The organism is Candidatus Pelagibacter sp. Uisw_137 (assembly GCF_047720245.1).
GTDB lineage: Bacteria > Pseudomonadota > Alphaproteobacteria > Pelagibacterales > Pelagibacteraceae > Pelagibacter.
The window spans coordinates 237,273-255,516 of the sequence record NZ_CP159811.1 but is presented as its reverse complement, the minus strand read 5'-3'; the positions used below and the strand labels follow the sequence as shown (position 1 = coordinate 255,516).

Here is an 18,244-nt window from a genome sequence, read left to right as displayed (position 1 = left end):
TACGTTTAGTCAACAGGCAATTATATCCAATTTGACTTTATTTTATTTAAGTTTTTTAGGGATTTTTTAAGATTATTTTGGATCTAAAGCTCTACAGTCAACACTGTTCCAGCCTATATTAAGTACATTGCCCTTTTTAAGATCTAATCTAGCTGTACTATTTGGCACTTTAAGGATGAATTCTTTATTTCCCAATAAATCAACTCTTAGTCTAGTGTGATCACCGTGATAAATTATTTCTTCAATTTTACCTTTATGATTATTATCCATTTTATCTGTAGGGTCTATAATTGCTCTTTCAGGTCTTAGTGAAACTTTAGTTTTATCCCCTTTTGCTTTAACGGCAACTGGATTTGCTAAAATTTCTGTGCCATCTTCTAATTTGACTTTACATTTATCACCTGAAATATCTGCAACCTGACCTAAAAATTTATTGTTCTCTCCAATAAATTCAGCAACAAAAGAATTAACAGGTTTTTCATACAATTCATCAGGACTTGATAGCTGCTGAACTTTACCATCGTTAAAAACTGCAATTCGATTTGACATTGTTAATGCTTCAGTTTGGTCGTGCGTAACGTACACAACTGTTACACCAATACTTTCATGAATATGTTTAATTTCATATTGCATGCTTTCTCTTAAATTTTTATCTAATGCTCCAAGTGGTTCATCCATTAATACCACTTGTGGATCAAAAACTAATGATCTTGCAACAGCAACACGTTGTTGTTGTCCACCTGATAATTGCATTGGCATTCTTGCTTCAAAACCATGAAGTGAAACCATAGATAAAGCTTTATCAATTTTTTTATCAGCTTCATCTTTTGGAATTTTTCTAACTCTTAAAGGAAAGGCTAAATTTTCATAAACAGTCATGTGTGGAAATAAAGCATAATTTTGGAATACCATTCCAATTCCTCTTTTGTGAGGTGGAATGTTTGAAATCACCTTGCCATCTAAATAAATTTCTCCATGAGTTGGTGTTTCAAAACCAGCAAGCATCATTAAACAAGTTGTTTTACCAGAACCAGAGGGTCCTAACATTGTTACAAACTCACCTTCTTCAATATCTAGATTCAATCCTTTAACGACTAAAATTTTGCCATCATAGCTTTTGTCTACATTGTCAAATTTTACAAATTCTTTATTTTTTGTCATAATTTTGTAGTGAATTTAAAACATTTGTTTGCTTATTTATCAAGTTTTTTTAATCTTTAATTATTTGATTTGTAGATCTTTTGAAAAATCACAAAATAACTCGCATCCTTTGTCAGTTATTCGAATTGCTTCTGATGCTTCAACACCCCAACCTCCAAATTGCATTACTGCAATCATGTGAAAAGTAACATTTGGTTCTAAAATAGTCATATCACCTTTAGATATATTAAGGGTATGCTCACCCCAATCAGGTGGATAACCAATTCCTATTGAGTAACCAGTTCTAGATGTCTTTTCTATTCCATATTTGTCTAGAATTTTCCAAAAAGCTTGCGCAACATCATCTGCAGTTTGTCCAGGTTTTGCAGCATCTATTCCAGCTTGAAGGGCCTCATTTGTTTTATTCATAGTATCAATTTTCATTTGATCGGGTTTTCCAAGTAAAACTGTTCTAGCCATTGGACAATGATACCTTTGATATACGCCTGAAAGCTCAATAATTGTAGCCTCACCTTCCACAAACTTATCTTGTGTTGCTGTTAAATGTGATGCTGAAGTGCCTTTTCCCGTTGGAAGTAGCGTTGCAATACTGGAGTATTCCCCTCCAAATTCTGGAGTTCCATAAAATAATGCTTTTTGAATTTCACCCACTGCATCGCACTGCCTGACACCTGGATTTATCACATCAATTGCCGTTTTCATTCCTTTTTGGGAAATTATTGCTGCAGATTTCATAAGTTCTATCTCTGCATTAGATTTTACTACTCTTGCCCAGTTAACTAATCTTTCAGAATCTTTTAGCTTAGCATTTGGCAATCCTTGCTTCATTTTTTCATAACAATAAGCGGTAAAATAATGACTATCCATTTCCAACCCTATTGAAAGATTGTCCCATTTTCTTTCTTTAATAATATCTACAAGGTTGTCGTAAGGGTGAAGTGGCCATGCATGAATATATTTTTCATCATAAACTAAAATATTTTCATTTTTTAAATAAGTTTTTATATAAGCTCCACCAGAGTCTTGCTTTCTAACCCAACATAATGGTTCATCAGCATCTACATGTACAATTACAGCTTGAGCGTAGTAAAACGACCAAGCATCATATCCTGTAAGATAATTCATATTAGCTGTGTCGTGAGAGATTAGCAATTCTATACCTTTATCTTGCATAGATTTTTGAACTTTTTTTAATCTAGACTTGTATTCTTCTTTACTAAAATTCATATCTTAATAACTATTAATTTTTTTTGGAAATTTTTTATTTTTAACTTCATTTTTAAATTTAATTATAGCAGTATTTATCTGTTTTGTAATATTAGCAAATTTTTTAACAAATCTAACTTTTATTGGGTTTAAACCTATTAGATCATCTGTAACCAAAACTTGCCCATCGCAGTGTGCTGATGCACCAATACCAATTGTTGGAACTTTAACGGTTTTTGTAATTTCTTTTGCTAATGAACTTTCAACACACTCTAAAACCATTGAAAATACACCAGCTTCTTCTAAAAGCTTAGAGTCTTTTAAAATTTTATTTCTTTCTGTTAACTTTTTCCCTTTAAATTTAAAATTTGTTGCAGATTGTGGAAGAACACCAAGATGTCCCATTACTGGAATTTTATTCTTAATTAAAGTTTTAATTATTTGAACAACTTTTTTACCTCCCTCAAGCTTGATAGCATCACACTTCGTTTTAGAGATTATTTTTTTGGCATTATTTAAGGCTTCTTTTGGGTTTCGGTAAGTATTATGAGGCATATCTACTACCATTAAGCTTTTTTTAACGCCCATTCTTACACTTTTAGAATGTTCAATCATCATATCTAATGTCACTTTTTTTGTGGAAGAAAAACTATAAAGCACAGATCCAAGAGAGTCGCCCACTAAAATAAGATCACAGTGTCTATCAATAATTGATGCAATATTTTTAGAGTAAGCAGTAAGGCTTATAATTTTAGATTTATTTTTTTTTTTAATAAAGTTAATAATCTTGCTATTCATTTTTTACCAAACACCATTATTTTTCATTGATGCCCACGGTTCTTTAATTTCTAAATTTCCTTCTTGTAGGATTTCTATAGAAATATTATTAGGAGATCTCACAAACGCCATATGACCATCTCTAGGGGGCCTATTAATTGTATAACCCATATTTTTAAGTCTCTCACAAGTTTGATAAATATTTTCAACACGATATGCCAAATGGCCGAAATTACGAGATCCATCACCTAACTTATCACCATCCCAGTTATAGGTTAGTTCTAATTCAGCTTTATCATCACCAGGTGCTGCTAAAAAAATTAAGGTAAATCTACCTTGCTCATTTTCCATTCTTCTAGTTTCAATTAAGCCTAATCCTTTACAATAAAAATTTAATGATTTCTCTACGTCAGAGATTCTGATCATGGTGTGTAAATATTTCATATTACTTCTTACTCTATAGTAAAGTATTACTCTAATTCAATGGTACTTGGTGGTTTTGAAGTAACATCATAAACTACTCTATTAATACCTCTAATATTGTTAATAATTTGATTTGAAATTGATTGCATAAAACCTTTAGGAAAATCAAAAAAGTCAGCTGTCATTCCATCTTCAGATGTAATTGCTCTTAGTAGACAAATATGTTCGTAGGTACGATTATCTCCCATAACACCCACAGTTTTTACTGGTAATAATGCAGCATATGCTTGCCAAACTTTATCATATAATCCGTGATCTCTTAAAGCTTTAATAAAATAGAAATCTGCTTCTTTTAAAATTTTAATTTTTTCATTTGTTATAATGCCAGGCATTCTTATTGCTAAGCCCGGACCAGGAAAAGGATGTCTGGAGATTATATCATTAGATAAGTTAAGTTCTAAGCCTAATTTTCTAACTTCATCTTTAAATAAAAATTTAAGAGGTTCTACTAATTTTAATTTCATTCTTTTGGGGAGACCCCCCACATTATGATGTGATTTTATTTTTGAAGTTTGACTACCTGTCACAGATTTACTTTCTATTAAGTCCGGATAAAGAGTACCCTGCGCAAGAAATTGAACATTTTTAATTTTGTTTGCATACCTTTCAAATATTTTAATAAATAGATTTCCAATGATTTTTCGTTTTTTTTCAGGATCAGAAACATTAGTTAATTTTCTTATAAATTCTTTTTCTGCATTAACATAAATTAAATTTATTTTTAATTTTTTCTTAAATGTGCTAACTACTTGCGTTTCTTCATTTTTTCTTAAAAGACCATTGTTAACAAAAATACAAATTAAATTTTTTCCAATTGCTTTACTTAACAATTGTGCAACTACACTACTATCAACACCTCCTGACAATCCACAAATTACTTTGTTGCTACCTACTTGTTGTTTAATTTCATTAATTAATCTTAATTTTTGATCTTTCGAAGACCAGTTTTTTTTAATTTTACAAATATGAAAAACAAAATTATGCAATAAAATCTTACCTTTATCTGTGTGTGTTACTTCTGGGTGAAATTGTACTCCATAAAAATTATCTTTAGTATTTTCAATTATTGTTAATTTAGAATTTTTTGTAGATGCTATAATCTTGAAATTTTTTGGCATTTTAGATACTTGGTCGGCATGACTCATCCAAACATTACTTGTTTTATTTTTTTTAAAAAAATTTTTAGTTAAAATACTATTTGATACTTTTTTTATAGTAGCAAGACCAAACTCTCTATGTTTTGATTTTTTAACTTTACCACCTAACAATTTAGATAATATTTGGTGTCCAAAACATATACCTAGGATTGGAACTCCTAATTTTAAAATCTTTTTATCAAATTTAAATTTATCATTCTCATAAACATTAAGAGGGCCACCAGAGAGTATTATTCCAGTAATATTTTCTTTTGCAATTTGGATTATATTTATTTTTTTGTGACTAACAATTTCTGAAAAAACTCCTAATTCTCTTACTCTTCTTGCTATTAATTGTGTAAATTGAGAACCAAAATCAATTATTAAAATTTTACTTAAATTATTACTAAGACTCATTTTTAGGTTCCAAACTCTTCAAGGATTCTAAAATAGAATTTTTTTTATCACACAATTGATTGCAAATTTTAGAAAAATAATCTGCTAATTCTTTTACTTTGGAATAATTGGATCTTTTTAACTCTATTTCCATAAGCATATAGTTTGCTTCTTCATTTTTTGGATCTAGTAAGAGAACAGTATCTATATATTTTTGTTCTTCTTTTTTATTCTCCTCGAAATTATAAATTTTTGCTAAATATAAATATGAATTTTGATCCTTAGGGTTGAAAACAATACTTCTTTGAAACAAAAATTTAGATTCTTCATATTTCTGTTCATCGTATTTATTTTTTCCTTTTTCAAAAAAATTATTTTCTGCTAAAGAATAACTTTCAAAATTTAAAAGCATAAATATAGCAACAGTTAATTTATTTATTTTTCTCATTAATACTTACTCTCATTTTTTACTTGATCAACATTGTGAACCATACTTTCATAAAAGCCTGCTTTAGTTATTTTTACAAAATTTGGTTTATTTTTAAGGTTAGGAACTCTTTTTGCACCTAGATAACCCATAGATGATTTTAAGCCTCCAATCAATTTGTAAACTATACTTTTAACATCACCTTTATATTTCACAAACCCCTCTACCCCCTCTGGAACATATTTAGATCGATCTTTTTGTTTACTTTGAAAGTATCTATCAGCTGATCCTTTATTCATTGCCCCAACTGATCCCATTCCTCTAAAACTTTTAAATAACTTACCATTTTTTTTAATTAGTTTTCCTGGTGTTTCAAAACTACCTGCAAATAAAGAACCAATCATTATAGCATCAGCACCTGCAGATAATGCTTTTGCTAGATCACCTGAATATTTAATTCCTCCGTCTGAAATAATCTTTACTTTATTATTTTTAACGCCTTTTTTTACTGCAAGTATTGCACTTAATTGCGGTACACCAATACCTGCGACTAATCTGGTTGTGCAGATTGATCCTGGTCCAATCCCAACTTTAACAATGTCTACTCCTAATTTTATTAAAAATTTTGCAGCATCTGCTGTTGCAATATTTCCAGCACATAAAGTTGTTTTATTTGTTTTTAATTTTTTTATAACTTTAATAATTTCTGCAACTTTTTTGCTATGCCCATGGGCTGTATCAACAACAATTAAATCAACTTTTTCTTTTAAAATAGCTTCTGCTCTTTTAAGTTCTAAAGGACCAGCTCCAACAGCTGCACCAACTAATAAGTTTAATTTTTTAACTTTTTTAATTTCTTCTACTTGTTTTTTAATATCAAGATTTCTGTGAATTACACCAATACCTCCAGCTTTAGCTATTGCAATAGCCATTTTGCTCTCAGTAACTGTATCCATTGCAGAGGATAATAAGGGTATTTTTAGTATTAAGTTAGATGATAGTTTTGTACTGGTATCAACTTCAGAAGGTAGAACTTCTGAGTATTTTGGTGCCATCGTAACATCATCAAATGTGAGTGCTTCTTTTATAGGATCCATAATCATTTATATATGATTCCCCTCAAAAAAAAAGTCTCTATCTTAAGATTTTACAAATAATAAAACTTTCCTTAGATTCTTTTCTACTAGACTTGGGTTTAAATACCTTAACTTCTTTGAATAATTTTTTGCCCAAAGCAACAATTTCGTTAAATGAAGAACCTAGAAAAATCTTAGAGACAAATCGGCCTTCTTTAACCAGCATTTCTTTAGAGAAATTCATGGCTTCCATGGCAAGTTCACCTGTATAAATTGCATCTATATCCTTTATACCCGTTGTATTAACAGCCATATCTGACACGACAACATCAACTTTTGATTTGAATAAAGCTTTTATTTTTTCTTGAGAATCCAAATCAGTAAAATCACCTTTGATTTGAATTGTATTCTCAATTTCCTCCATACCCTTTATGTCAATTGAAACTAATCTTCCACTTTTCACTGTTCTTGAAATATATTGAGACCAGCTACCTGGTGATGCACCTAAATCTATTACTGATATTCCATTTTTTAATATCTTAAATTTTTCATCTATTTCTATTAATTTGTAGGCCGATCTCGCTCTGTAACCATCTACCTGAGATTGTCTAACATAAATGTCTCTTTTTTGTTTGTTGATCCAATTTTTAGAAATTCTATTTTTTTTCAATTAATGACCAAATCTTAAACTTTTAAACAATACTTTTTGCTGAATAGTCTTAATATTAATTTTAACTTCCTTATGCAGTCTCATATCTTTATCACCATCCCAAATTCCTGCTGCTAGATGCATAATTCCTATTTCATAATTTGGTAAATAAGGCTCAACAAATGTATTTTTAATTTCGTCAAATTTAGGCAATAAATTACTAGCAATCCAATTACAATTTAATGGCAAAAATTCAGTTTCAAGTTCGTCTATATAGACTGACATATTGATAGCAAGACCTTCTGAACCAAAAATATTTCCACTTTTTAAAGTTTGTTCTAGATTTTTTTGCCAAGAAGTCCAGCCAGGTGAATTTTTTTCTAATGAAAAAACCCCAATATTGATGTGTGGGGCGAAAGCTAATTTTCTTGCTTTATTAATTCCAACTTTTGATTTTATCGCGTGCTTAAAATTTTGAGATTTAATTATTGCCACTTTTCCAAATAACCAATTTACTTTTGACATTATTTTATATCCTGGTCCTAATGTTTGAGTAATTCCTAATTTACCATTTTCACAAGCTTTAAAATATAATTCAACAGAGCTCCAATCATTCACCCAAGCGTCACAATCAATCCATAAATATTTTTCATAACTAGGAAAGTATTTTGGTAAAAAAGCTCTAGATACTTGACTCTTTAACCACTCTCTTCCTTTTACTTTAAATGCAGGGACATCAATGTCCCATTCAGCTGATTTAATTTCATCAACTTTTCTAGATAATATATCTCTTTGTTGCTCAGACAAACCGGCATCTAAAATACAGATTGCTGTATCTTTGCTTTTTTCAAAACTTTTAATAGAATCGACCAATTCATTAAGCAATTCAAAATAATTTGAATCAGCCAGAGACACAATTACATTTTTTTTCATCTACAATATATCTTCAAGATCTTCATTATCATGATTTTCACCACTTAAAGTTTTCTGTTTATAAATCTTTTGGAAACTAAAGTATCCAAATGGGATTAAGCAAATATAGATTAACCCACAAATGACTAAAACTTTAAATGTATATATCAACAAAAGTCCAAAAAATAAAACAACACCAAACAATGCAAAAATTGTCAAGTGGCGTGGTATAGAAATTTTTTTAAAAGCAAATGTTGGAATTTTACTTATCAGTAAAAATGAAATCAAAATAAAGAATGTTGGTACTACTATATCGTAGTTAATTTTGATTAAATTTATCTCACTTAGATTTAATATTAACGGCATCAATGCCAAAATTCCACCTGCTGGTGACGGTACTCCTTCAAAATAATTATCTCTCCATGATGGTTCTGAATTTGAACTCACGTTAAATCTTGCAAGTCGAAGAGCAACACAAACTACAAAAATCATCGTGAGCAACCAGCCAAATTTACCTAAATTATTTAAAGACCAGAAATACATTATAAAAGCAGGAGCTACTCCAAAACTAATTAAATCTGCTAATGAGTCTAATTCCTTTCCAACCAAAGAAGTTCCTTTCAACATCCTTGCAACTCTGCCATCTAATGCATCAAAAATTGCTGCAAATATAATAGCTATAATAGATAGTTCAAATTTTTCATCTAGTGCAAATTTAATAGAACTTAACCCAATACATACATTTATTAATGTCAGTGCATTAGGTAAAAGCATTCTAGCTTTTTTATCTGATACAATCTTAAAATTATTTTTAGGTTGTTCCATAAGCTACCTTTTAGCTAATAGTGTTTCACCAGCAATTGTCTTTTGTCCAACTTTAACTAAGGTTTCATAATTTTCAAAATAAACATCAGCTCTACTTCCAAATCTAATCATTCCAATTCTCTCACCTTGTTGCAAATGTTGATCCTTTGAAGACTCACATACAATCCTTCTAGCAATTAAACCTGCTATCTGGACAACTATTATTTCTTCTCCATGATTATTCGTTATCTTGTAATAATTTCTTTCGTTATCTTCACTTGCTTTATCAAGTGATGCATTTAAAAATTTTCCAGGCTTATAAAGTATTTCTGAAATTTTACCTTCACAAGGTGTTCTATTAACGTGACAATCAAATACGTTCATAAAAATACTAATCTTAGTGAATTTTTTATCCTCTAAACCAAGCTCCTTTGGTCCATCGATCTCATGAACCATTAAAACTTCACCATCTGCTGGACTTGTTAGATAATTTTCATCATTTATTGTAATCCGTTCCGGATCTCTAAAAAAATAATAAACCCATATAGATAATACCAGACCAATTAACCCTAGAAAGGTACTCAGGAAGTATAAAAAAATTGTTGCAATAATAGCTATTGCTAAAAATTTGTATCCTTCAGAATGAATTTTTGGAAAAATTTTCTCTAACATAAGCTTCTATTTGATAATTTTTTATTAATATGTATATAAAGCACTAAATTACAATTACTAATATATATTATTCATTTATGGCTAAAATAAAGGTTAAAAATCCAGTAGTTGAACTAGATGGTGATGAAATGACTAGAGTCATTTGGGAATTCATTAAAGGCAAACTGATTTTACCATATTTAGATTTAGATATTAAATACTATGATCTCGGTATGAAAAGCCGGGATGATACAGATGACCAAATAACTATAGATTCTGCTAAGGCAATTAAAGAGCATAACGTTGGTATAAAATGTGCAACAATAACTCCAGATGAAGTGCGGGTTGAAGAGTTTAAATTAAAAAAAATGTGGAGATCTCCAAATGGCACCATCCGAAATATTCTTGGAGGTACAGTTTTTAGAGAGCCCATAATTTGTAAAAATATTCCAAAACTTGTTCCAACTTGGACTGACCCTTTAATTATTGGAAGACATGCCTTTGGTGATCAATATAGAGCAACAGATTTCAAGGTACCGGGTAAAGGTAAAATGGAAGTTAAATGGACTGCAGAAGATGGTAGTGATGAAATTAAATATGAAGTCTTTAATTTTCCTGGACCAGGAATTGCTTTATCAATGTACAATTTAGATAAATCTATAGAAGACTTTGCAAGATCTTGCTTTAACTATGGAATAATTAAAAAATGGCCTGTGTATCTTTCTACTAAAAATACTATTTTAAAAATTTATGATGGCAGGTTCAAAGATATCTTCCAAGATATTTTTAATAAAGAATTTAAATCTGATTTTGATAAGCTTAAAATTACTTATGAACATAGACTAATTGATGACATGGTTGCTTGCGCAATGAAATGGAGTGGTAAATATATTTGGGCTTGTAAAAATTATGATGGTGATGTTCAGTCAGATATAGTTGCTCAAGGTTATGGATCATTAGGGTTAATGACCAGTGTTCTTCTTGCGCCTGATGGAAAGACTATGGAAGCTGAAGCGGCTCATGGAACTGTAACTAGACACTATAGAATGCATCAAGAAGGTAAAGAGACTTCTACAAATCCAATTGCATCAATTTTTGCTTGGACCAGAGGTTTGGCTCATAGAGGAAAATTAGATGGTAATGAAGATTTAATTAAATTTTCAATTACATTAGAAAAAGTTTGTATTGATTGTGTTGAAAATGGATCGATGACAAAAGACTTAGCAATTTTAATTGGGCCCTCAAGTAATTACCTAACTACTAATCAATTTTTAGATGAATTGGATGGTCAGCTTAAGAGAAAGCTTAATTAATTAATTTTTTAATATTTTCAAAAGACTCTTCAATTTTATTAGGCAAAGTACCACCAGCTTGGGCAAAGTCAGCTCTTCCACCTCCACCTTTACCACCAATAACTTCTGAACCAGCTCTAACAATTTTTACAGCATCAAACTTGTCTTCTAATGTTTTGGTAACACCTACAGCTAATCCAACTTTATTATCATTGATTGCATAAATTATTACTAATCCCTCACCAATTTCTTTTTTTCCTTCATCAATTAGCTTACGTAGATCTTTAAATGGTAAATCTATAATATTTTGAAATCTAACTTTAAATCCATTAATAGTTTGATCATTGATTTTATTTTTTTCTTTATCTTTTAATATTGAGCTAACTGAAAGTTGATCAAATTGTTTATTAAGGTCTTTTATCAAGGTTACTTGGTCCCTGTTTTGAAAATTAGGTTTTCCTCCTAATTTAATAATCCTTGTCTCTAATTCTTTTATAACTGCCTCATTTTTTTGATCAGACAAATTAGACAAATTTTCTTTTTCTTTTAAAAAATCAACTAACTGTGTGTCTCTTAAAGCTTCAATTCTTCTTACACCTGCAGCAATAGATGATTGGCTTATAATCTTAAATTTTCCAATATCAGCTGTGTTCACAACATGTGTTCCTCCACATAATTCTGTTGAGAAAAATTTACCCTCTTCGTCTCCCATAGACAAAACCCTCACTTCATCACCATATTTTTCTCCAAATAAAGCTAGGGCACCATTCTCAACAGCTTCTTTAGGTGTCATTATTCTTGTTTTCACTTTTGACTTTTTTTGAATTATTGAGTTAACATAATCTTCAATTTTTCCCATTTCCTCATCTGAGATGGGTTTCATATGACTAAAATCAAATCTTAATCGATCAGACTGAACTAAAGATCCTTTTTGAGTTACATGCTCACCCAAAACTCTTCTTAACGCTTCGTGCAATAAATGAGTAGCAGAATGGTAGGCTCTAATATTATTTCTTCTCTGTATATCTATTTTTAATTCAACACTGTCTTGTAATTTAATTGAGCCTTTTTTTACTTTTCCATAATGAACAAATAAATCCCCTAATTTTTTTTGAACATCTGACACTTCAAATTCAAAAACCTCATTAGAAATTATTCCTGTGTCTGCAACTTGTCCTCCTGATTCACCATAAAAAGGGGTTTGGTTTGTAATTATAATTCCTTCATCATTTTCTTGTAGACCTTGAACCTCTTTATTGTTTTTAAGGATCAATGCAATTACAGCTTCAGCTTTATCTGTGAAATATCCTAAAAAATCAGTTGCACCTAAGCGATCTTTTATATCAAACCATATTTGATCTATAGAACTATCACCTGATCCTTTCCAATTTTTTTTTGCTAATTCTTTGCTTTCTTTCATTAATAAATCAAACTTATCACCATCAACAGTCAATGATTTATTTTTCAAAATATCTTCAGTTAAATCTAATGGAAAACCAAATGTATCGTAAAGCTTAAATGCTACTTCACCAGGTAATATTTTCTCCACTTTCTCTAACTCTTCATTTAATATCTTTATTCCCCTGTCTAGTAAAACTAAAAACTTTTCTTCTTCAGTTTTTAAAGTTTCTTTTATTAATGATTGTGCTCTTTCTAACTCAGGATAATTGTTAGACATTTCTTCTAGAAGTGTTTTAAAGATATTGTAGAAGACTGGTTTTTTGGAACCTAATAAATGTGAATGTCTCATTCCACGTCTCATAATTCTTCTAAGTACATATCCTCTACCCTCATTCGAAGGTAAAACTCCTTCTGCTAATAAAAATGAACTTGCTCTTAAGTGATCTGCTATTACTCTAAAGCTAGATTGGTTAACTTCATCTACTTTAACGTTTAATGTGTCAGATGCAGATAGTATTAGTTTTTTAAAATGATCTGTTTCATAGTTATCGTGTGTTCCTTGCAATAGTGCAGTTATTCTTTCAAGACCCATACCAGTATCTACAGATGGTTTTGGCAAATCTATTCTTTTATCTTTTGAAATTTGCTCATACTGCATGAATACTAAATTCCATATTTCAATAAAACGGTTACCATCTTCATTTTTAGTACCAGGTAAGCTACCTTCTAGATGATCTCCATGATCATAAAATATTTCTGAGCATGGTCCACAAGGTCCCGTATCACCCATTGACCAAAAGTTATCTGACGTTGCTATCTTGATTATTCTATCATCACTAAAACCAGCTATTTTCTTCCAAAAGTTGAATGCCTCTTCATCATCATGGTAAACTGTTACATAAAGACGATTTTTATCAATCCCAAACTCTTTAGTTATTAGATTCCATGCATAACTAATCGCTTCTTCTTTAAAATAATCTCCAAATGAGAAATTTCCAAGCATTTCAAAAAATGTATGGTGCCTTGGTGTATAACCTACATTTTCAAGATCGTTATGCTTACCACCTGCCCTTACACATTTTTGTGAGGTTGTAACTCTTATATAGTCTCTTTTTTCTAATCCAGTGAATACATTTTTAAATTGTACCATTCCTGAATTTACAAACATTAATGTTGGATCATTATTTGGAACTAAATTACTAGACTCAACTATTCTGTGATCATTTTTTTCAAAATAATCTAAAAAGGTCGTTCTGATTTGATTTAGCGTTTTGTCAGCCATACATTTAAAATACAGCTTTTTTATTTGATGTCTAGATAAGTGTAGGGAAAAAAGGCGCTTAAATTAAGCGCCTTTTAATAATTAAAGATGACTTTAACTAATTCTTTTTAGATGGAAGTGTTACTTCTTCTTTTATCTCTACTTTAGGATCCTCAATTTGATCTTTTGCTGCTTTTTCTGGATCAAGAGGATTGCCTTCAATTTTTTTTGCTATCACTCCAGCTTTTTCTCTAATTGCCATTTCAATTTCTGCTGCAATTTTAGGATTTTGCTCTAAATAAGTTTTAGCATTTTCTCTTCCTTGTCCAATCTTTTCACCTTTATAAGCATACCAAGCTCCAGCTTTTTCAACTATGTCAGCTTTTGCACCAAGGTCAACTAATTCACCTACTTTACTAATACCTTTGCCGTACATTAGGTCAAATTCAACAACTTTAAATGGTGGTGCTACTTTATTTTTAACCACTTTAACTCTTGTTGAGTTACCAATTATTTCATCTCCATTTTTAATGGCACCAATTCTTCTAATATCTAGTCTAACAGATGAATAGAATTTAAGTGCATTTCCACCAGATGTAGTTTCTGGACTTCCAAACATAACTCCAATTTTCATTCTAATTTGGTTGATAAAAATCATCATTGTATTTGTACTTGAGATTGAGCCTGTTAGCTTTCTTAAAGCCTGACTCATTAATCTTGATTGAAGTCCTACGTGGTGATCTCCCATTTCTCCTTCAATTTCAGCTCTAGGTGTTAGCGCTGCAACAGAATCAATTACGATAACAGAAATTGATCCTGATTTGACTAAAGTATCAGCTATTTCTAGAGCTTGCTCACCAGTATCAGGTTGTGAAATTAATAATTCTTCAGTATCTACACCAAGTTTTTTTGCATAAACTGGATCTAAAGCATGTTCCGCATCTATAAACGCACATGTTCCTCCAGCTTTTTGAGCCTCTGCTAATACTTGTAATGCTAAGGTTGTTTTACCAGATGATTCTGGTCCGTAGACTTCAACAACTCTTCCTTTTGGTAAGCCACCTATTCCAAGCGCTACATCTAAGCTTAATGAACCAGTTGAAACTGACTCGATATCCATTGCTCTTCTTTGGCCAAGTTTCATAACTGATCCTTTTCCAAAATTATCGATAATTTGGGCCATTGCCGCGTCTAAAGCTTTGTTTTTTTCGTTGCCTTCTGCTTGTTGTGCTTTTGTAGTTTTTACTACTTTTAAGTTGTTTTTAGTCATTTTATGCCTTTTTTATTTAATAATTAGTGTTCGAATCGTGTGTTAAATGTACACATTTTGTTCTTATTTTCAATAGTTAATTTTTTATGAGGAAAATTGGCTTTATTACCTAATTTTTAGGTGGCTGCTATTTAATAAGCCAATTGACTTTAGAACATTAAATTGAGCAAGCAGATAGTTTCTTTCTGAATTTGCTAAGGCAATTCTAGAGTTCAGTAGAATAGAGTTAGATTGAATAACATCCAAAGTAGACCTTCCAAGCCCCGATTCATACTCAGCTGTTATTCCTTCATTCGCAATTTCAGCTGCCTTAACTTGAGAATTAACTGAATTCAATAAACTTTTTGAAGACTGAAGTGTGGACCATGAGATTGCTACATTACTATTATTAGTTTTTGTAACGCTGTTTAATAATAGTTTTTTTCTATTTTGTAAATTTCGGCTTTTATTTAATGAAGATCTATTTTTTCCACCTGAATATATTGGCCAAGTAACAGTTGCTTTTAAAGTGCTCTTATTACTCTCATCATATGATGAGCTCAAATCTTGAGATCTAGAATTTTCATAAGAAAGTTTTGCAGTTGGCGCTAAATCAGATCTTGAAATAAGCACATCTTTTTCTGATTGTTCATATTCTAATTTTGCAATATTTAATTCTGGATTATGTCTTTTTGAAGTTTCAATTGCATCATTCAAATTGCTTGGAAGCATAAGCTTAATATCAAAATTATTACTTAAGCTATTTATATCTGTAACTGGCCCAATAACATTTTCATAGTTTAGCTTATTAAATATGATTTCATTTTTAGATTGAATAAAGTTTGCTTGGGCTTCAGCTAATGAGGACTCAGATTGAGCCAAATCAGATAGGGTAATTTGACCTCTTTCAAGTCTAGCTCTATTAGTTTCAATTTGTCGCTCTAACAAATTAAGATTGCTTTGATTAATTTTTAATTTTTTATTAGCTAATATTAAACCTGAATAAGCTTCAATTGCTTTTAACAGAACTTCTTGCTCTTTTTTTAATAATTTTATACTAGCCAGGTTAATTCCGATTTCATTTTTTTGTACATCTACATTTCTACCAAAGTCTATTAATGTTTGTTCAATTTTTATAGATTGAGTCGCAGGATCAACATCATTAACTGACTGCTCAACTCCTGCTCTATTAGTCAATTTGCTTGTATCTACTTGACTTTTACTTCCAGAAATTGTGACTGTGGGTAAGTAGTTACTTTTTGAAATCTTTAAATCTTCTTCTGAAATATTAATATTTTCTCTCTCAGCATTTAAGTCAGTATTATTTTTATAAGCTTCTGTAAGAGCTTCAAATAAAGTTACTGCCAAGACTTGTTGATTTAAGAATAAAACTGAGAATAGTATTAAAATTATTTTTTTCATTATTTTTTGAATTTTATCTTTTCAATCTGATGATTGCTATTTAAATTCATTATTATAGATGAACTTTTTACCGCATCTTTAAACATTTGTTGAGTAATTCTTTGATAAGTCTGCATAAAATTTATTACGTCCCCACTGCTCATAATTTTTAGATTTTTCTTATTTTTTGTTTGAGCCCAAAGCTTTCTCTCTTGTTTTAGTCTCCACTCTCTTAATAAATTAAAGTTTTTAGCTTTGAGATATAATAATCCATCTAATTGGTTAAATAGGGTTTTATATTTAGTTTTCAATTGATTATTAACATGAACTCTCCATTTAACCCCTTGATCATAAACTTTTTCAAGTGAGTTAACTGGTTTTTTGAGTTCACTGTTTAACTGGGGTCTTGCTCCAACACACCAACCCTCAAAAATTACCACATCCGGCTTTGTTTTAATCTTATGCCATAAATTTTTTGAACATCTATCGTCTATCGCTTTATTAAATCTTGGAATTTGCAAACTCTTAAAATTTTTATCTTTAATCTTTTTAAAAAAACTTAACACTAAATCTATATCATGGGTTCCAGGAACTCCTCTTGTCATTAATAAAGGGTGCTTATTTTTAGATAACGACTTTCTATCTTTTCTTGTCTTATAAAAATCATCAATAGAAACTTTAAAAACATTTAACTTAAAATATTTTTGTAAAATTAAAGTTAAAATTGATGAGATAGTTGTTTTGCCTGAACCTTGTCCTCCAGCTAAACCGATTATTAATGGTTTTTTTTTATTAACTCTTTTTTCTATCCAAAAACTAACAGGAATTAAAAAAAATTTAATCATCTTATCTTTGTTTTTAAATTTATCCTTCTTGGTTTCTTGAGAAGAAATAAATTTAAAACAATCTTTTTTTACCCTTTTGAAACAATCATTAACTTCTTGCATAAAAAATTACTTATTGTCTAGAGGATGATTTTGACCATCATTGACTGCAACATTTTCTAATTCAAAAGTATTTATTTCATCTACGCATCCAAGATTAAATCCGGTCATGGCTGGATTGGCTCTTGGATTATGATGAGTGTAAATTCCACAGTTAGAACAAAAATAGTGTTTTGCAATTTTTGAATGAAATTGATAAAGTTTTAATTTATCTTCACCTTTAACTATTTTAAAATCTTCATTCTTTACCATAGACATTATTACTCCTTTTCTTTTACAAATTGAGCAATTACATTTTAAAACTTTTTCTAAATTATCAGGTACATTTATTTCTGCTTCTACTTCTCCACAATGGCATTTTAGTTTTTTCATCTATATTTCTCCTTTATTTTTTATATTAACTTCAAACATTACTTCATTTCTTCTATTCATGGGTAGTGTGAATGGCCCGTCATAAGTTGCTTTAATGGGTGCACTCAAAATTAATATGTCATCTTTTTTTAATTCATTTTCTAAAATACTTTTATGTTTAGTAAAATTTTTATCAGATGTTCTTCCTGAATATATAATAGCTGCATAATAACCACCTTTAATATTTAATATTTTAACATCTGGATTAGATGGGCTTGGTATGTTTTCTTTATTAAATCTTGAAGGCAAATAAAATTGCATAGTCATATTTCCTTTTTTTTCTACCTGAGTAACTGGCGTTGTCATCTTAATCTCTTCATTATTTTCATTATTACCAGAGATATAATTAAATAATTTTCTAAAACTACTACCTTGATTTGATATATCTGTTTCAATAGCTAAACGATCAGAATATTTTCTGACTTCATAAACTTCATTTTTTTTCGCTACTTTGTAATTTACCTCTTCATAAGCCATACCTTTAGAGGTTATAATTAAACTAAGAATTATAAGCAGTAGAATTTTTTTCATTTCGATATGGAGATTAAACTATCTCTGGTTGAAGTTATCCACAAGAGCACAAAATGTAGTTTCGATGTTCACGTTT

At 30.1% G+C, this 18,244-nt stretch carries 18 protein-coding genes; 1 reads left to right on the top strand and 17 read right to left on the bottom strand.

Annotation, left to right across the window (positions count from 1 at the left end):
- Nucleotides 1-72: 72 nt before the first annotated feature.
- Genes ABXT61_RS01340 through ABXT61_RS01290 form a run of 11 tightly spaced genes read right to left on the bottom strand, consistent with a single transcriptional unit; the run spans nucleotide 73 to nucleotide 9,699 of the window.
- Nucleotides 73-1,161: an ABC transporter ATP-binding protein gene (locus ABXT61_RS01340; RefSeq protein WP_415315528.1), complete on the bottom strand. Its 1,089-nt coding sequence runs from the start codon at nucleotides 1,159-1,161 to the stop codon at nucleotides 73-75.
- Between the two features lie 60 nt (nucleotides 1,162-1,221).
- On the bottom strand, nucleotides 1,222-2,388 hold the full coding sequence (locus tag ABXT61_RS01335; protein ID WP_415315527.1) for a M24 family metallopeptidase: 1,167 nt from the start codon (nucleotides 2,386-2,388) through the stop codon (nucleotides 1,222-1,224).
- Nucleotides 2,389-2,391: 3 nt separating this feature from the next.
- The gene (panB, locus tag ABXT61_RS01330) at nucleotides 2,392-3,165 is read right to left on the bottom strand and encodes a 3-methyl-2-oxobutanoate hydroxymethyltransferase (protein ID WP_415315526.1); all 774 of its coding nucleotides are present in this window, start codon (nucleotides 3,163-3,165) and stop codon (nucleotides 2,392-2,394) included.
- Between the two features lie 3 nt (nucleotides 3,166-3,168).
- A complete protein-coding gene (locus ABXT61_RS01325) occupies nucleotides 3,169-3,588 on the bottom strand; it encodes a VOC family protein (RefSeq protein ID WP_415315525.1) in 420 nt (139 codons plus the stop codon).
- 26 nt (nucleotides 3,589-3,614) lie between these two features.
- Nucleotides 3,615-5,180, bottom strand: coding sequence for a glutamine-hydrolyzing GMP synthase (guaA, locus tag ABXT61_RS01320; RefSeq protein ID WP_415315524.1), 1,566 nt, complete (start codon nucleotides 5,178-5,180; stop codon nucleotides 3,615-3,617).
- A complete protein-coding gene (locus ABXT61_RS01315) occupies nucleotides 5,170-5,607 on the bottom strand; it encodes a tetratricopeptide repeat protein (protein ID WP_415315523.1) in 438 nt (145 codons plus the stop codon). The genes guaA and ABXT61_RS01315 overlap by 11 nt, the downstream gene beginning before the upstream one ends.
- The gene (guaB, locus tag ABXT61_RS01310) at nucleotides 5,607-6,683 is read right to left on the bottom strand and encodes an IMP dehydrogenase (RefSeq protein WP_415315522.1); all 1,077 of its coding nucleotides are present in this window, start codon (nucleotides 6,681-6,683) and stop codon (nucleotides 5,607-5,609) included. The genes ABXT61_RS01315 and guaB overlap by 1 nt, the downstream gene beginning before the upstream one ends.
- 37 nt (nucleotides 6,684-6,720) lie before the next feature.
- Nucleotides 6,721-7,332 (bottom strand): RlmE family RNA methyltransferase, encoded by a 612-nt coding sequence (locus tag ABXT61_RS01305; protein ID WP_415284969.1) that lies wholly within the window; start codon nucleotides 7,330-7,332, stop codon nucleotides 6,721-6,723.
- Nucleotides 7,333-8,244 carry a glycosyltransferase gene (locus tag ABXT61_RS01300; protein WP_415315521.1) on the bottom strand — a complete coding sequence of 304 codons (912 nt, stop codon included), beginning with the start codon at nucleotides 8,242-8,244 and terminating at the stop codon, nucleotides 7,333-7,335. It lies immediately after the preceding gene.
- On the bottom strand, nucleotides 8,245-9,048 hold the full coding sequence (pssA, locus tag ABXT61_RS01295; protein WP_415315520.1) for a CDP-diacylglycerol--serine O-phosphatidyltransferase: 804 nt from the start codon (nucleotides 9,046-9,048) through the stop codon (nucleotides 8,245-8,247). It abuts the gene before it with no gap.
- 3 nt (nucleotides 9,049-9,051) lie between these two features.
- A complete protein-coding gene (locus ABXT61_RS01290; protein ID WP_415315519.1) occupies nucleotides 9,052-9,699 on the bottom strand; it encodes a phosphatidylserine decarboxylase in 648 nt (215 codons plus the stop codon).
- A gap of 77 nt (nucleotides 9,700-9,776) precedes the next feature.
- Here ABXT61_RS01290 and ABXT61_RS01285 point away from each other — a divergent pair, with 77 nt between their 5' ends.
- Nucleotides 9,777-10,991 (top strand): NADP-dependent isocitrate dehydrogenase, encoded by a 1,215-nt coding sequence (locus ABXT61_RS01285; RefSeq protein ID WP_415315518.1) that lies wholly within the window; start codon nucleotides 9,777-9,779, stop codon nucleotides 10,989-10,991.
- Here the strand turns inward: ABXT61_RS01285 and alaS are convergent.
- From alaS to ABXT61_RS01255, 6 genes are all read right to left on the bottom strand, one after another.
- Nucleotides 10,984-13,653, bottom strand: coding sequence for an alanine--tRNA ligase (gene alaS / locus ABXT61_RS01280; protein WP_415315517.1), 2,670 nt, complete (start codon nucleotides 13,651-13,653; stop codon nucleotides 10,984-10,986). The genes ABXT61_RS01285 and alaS overlap by 8 nt on opposite strands.
- A gap of 97 nt (nucleotides 13,654-13,750) precedes the next feature.
- The gene (gene recA, locus ABXT61_RS01275; protein WP_415315516.1) at nucleotides 13,751-14,902 is read right to left on the bottom strand and encodes a recombinase RecA; all 1,152 of its coding nucleotides are present in this window, start codon (nucleotides 14,900-14,902) and stop codon (nucleotides 13,751-13,753) included.
- A gap of 105 nt (nucleotides 14,903-15,007) precedes the next feature.
- Nucleotides 15,008-16,303, bottom strand: coding sequence for a TolC family protein (locus tag ABXT61_RS01270; protein WP_415315515.1), 1,296 nt, complete (start codon nucleotides 16,301-16,303; stop codon nucleotides 15,008-15,010).
- Nucleotides 16,303-17,229 carry a uridine kinase gene (locus tag ABXT61_RS01265; RefSeq protein ID WP_415315514.1) on the bottom strand — a complete coding sequence of 309 codons (927 nt, stop codon included), beginning with the start codon at nucleotides 17,227-17,229 and terminating at the stop codon, nucleotides 16,303-16,305. Before ABXT61_RS01265 ends, ABXT61_RS01270 begins: the two co-directional genes overlap by 1 nt.
- Nucleotides 17,230-17,235: 6 nt before the next feature.
- Nucleotides 17,236-17,598 (bottom strand): GFA family protein, encoded by a 363-nt coding sequence (locus ABXT61_RS01260; protein WP_415315513.1) that lies wholly within the window; start codon nucleotides 17,596-17,598, stop codon nucleotides 17,236-17,238.
- Entirely contained in the window at nucleotides 17,599-18,168 is a 570-nt protein-coding gene (locus tag ABXT61_RS01255) for an SOUL family heme-binding protein (protein WP_415315512.1), read from the bottom strand.
- Nucleotides 18,169-18,244 lie beyond the last annotated feature (76 nt).

Coding starts and splice junctions, on each gene's coding strand:
- ABXT61_RS01340 (WP_415315528.1), bottom strand. CDS start 1,161: ATGACAAAAAATAAAGAATTTGTAAAATTTGACAATGTAGACAAAAGC.
- ABXT61_RS01335 (WP_415315527.1), bottom strand. CDS start 2,388: ATGAATTTTAGTAAAGAAGAATACAAGTCTAGATTAAAAAAAGTTCAA.
- panB (WP_415315526.1), bottom strand. CDS start 3,165: ATGAATAGCAAGATTATTAACTTTATTAAAAAAAAAAATAAATCTAAA.
- ABXT61_RS01325 (WP_415315525.1), bottom strand. CDS start 3,588: ATGAAATATTTACACACCATGATCAGAATCTCTGACGTAGAGAAATCA.
- guaA (WP_415315524.1), bottom strand. CDS start 5,180: ATGAGTCTTAGTAATAATTTAAGTAAAATTTTAATAATTGATTTTGGT.
- ABXT61_RS01315 (WP_415315523.1), bottom strand. CDS start 5,607: ATGAGAAAAATAAATAAATTAACTGTTGCTATATTTATGCTTTTAAAT.
- guaB (WP_415315522.1), bottom strand. CDS start 6,683: ATGGATCCTATAAAAGAAGCACTCACATTTGATGATGTTACGATGGCA.
- ABXT61_RS01300 (WP_415315521.1), bottom strand. CDS start 8,244: ATGAAAAAAAATGTAATTGTGTCTCTGGCTGATTCAAATTATTTTGAA.
- pssA (WP_415315520.1), bottom strand. CDS start 9,048: ATGGAACAACCTAAAAATAATTTTAAGATTGTATCAGATAAAAAAGCT.
- ABXT61_RS01290 (WP_415315519.1), bottom strand. CDS start 9,699: ATGTTAGAGAAAATTTTTCCAAAAATTCATTCTGAAGGATACAAATTT.
- ABXT61_RS01285 (WP_415315518.1), top strand. CDS start 9,777: ATGGCTAAAATAAAGGTTAAAAATCCAGTAGTTGAACTAGATGGTGAT.
- alaS (WP_415315517.1), bottom strand. CDS start 13,653: ATGGCTGACAAAACGCTAAATCAAATCAGAACGACCTTTTTAGATTAT.
- recA (WP_415315516.1), bottom strand. CDS start 14,902: ATGACTAAAAACAACTTAAAAGTAGTAAAAACTACAAAAGCACAACAA.
- ABXT61_RS01270 (WP_415315515.1), bottom strand. CDS start 16,303: ATGAAAAAAATAATTTTAATACTATTCTCAGTTTTATTCTTAAATCAA.
- ABXT61_RS01265 (WP_415315514.1), bottom strand. CDS start 17,229: ATGCAAGAAGTTAATGATTGTTTCAAAAGGGTAAAAAAAGATTGTTTT.
- ABXT61_RS01260 (WP_415315513.1), bottom strand. CDS start 17,598: ATGAAAAAACTAAAATGCCATTGTGGAGAAGTAGAAGCAGAAATAAAT.
- ABXT61_RS01255 (WP_415315512.1), bottom strand. CDS start 18,168: ATGAAAAAAATTCTACTGCTTATAATTCTTAGTTTAATTATAACCTCT.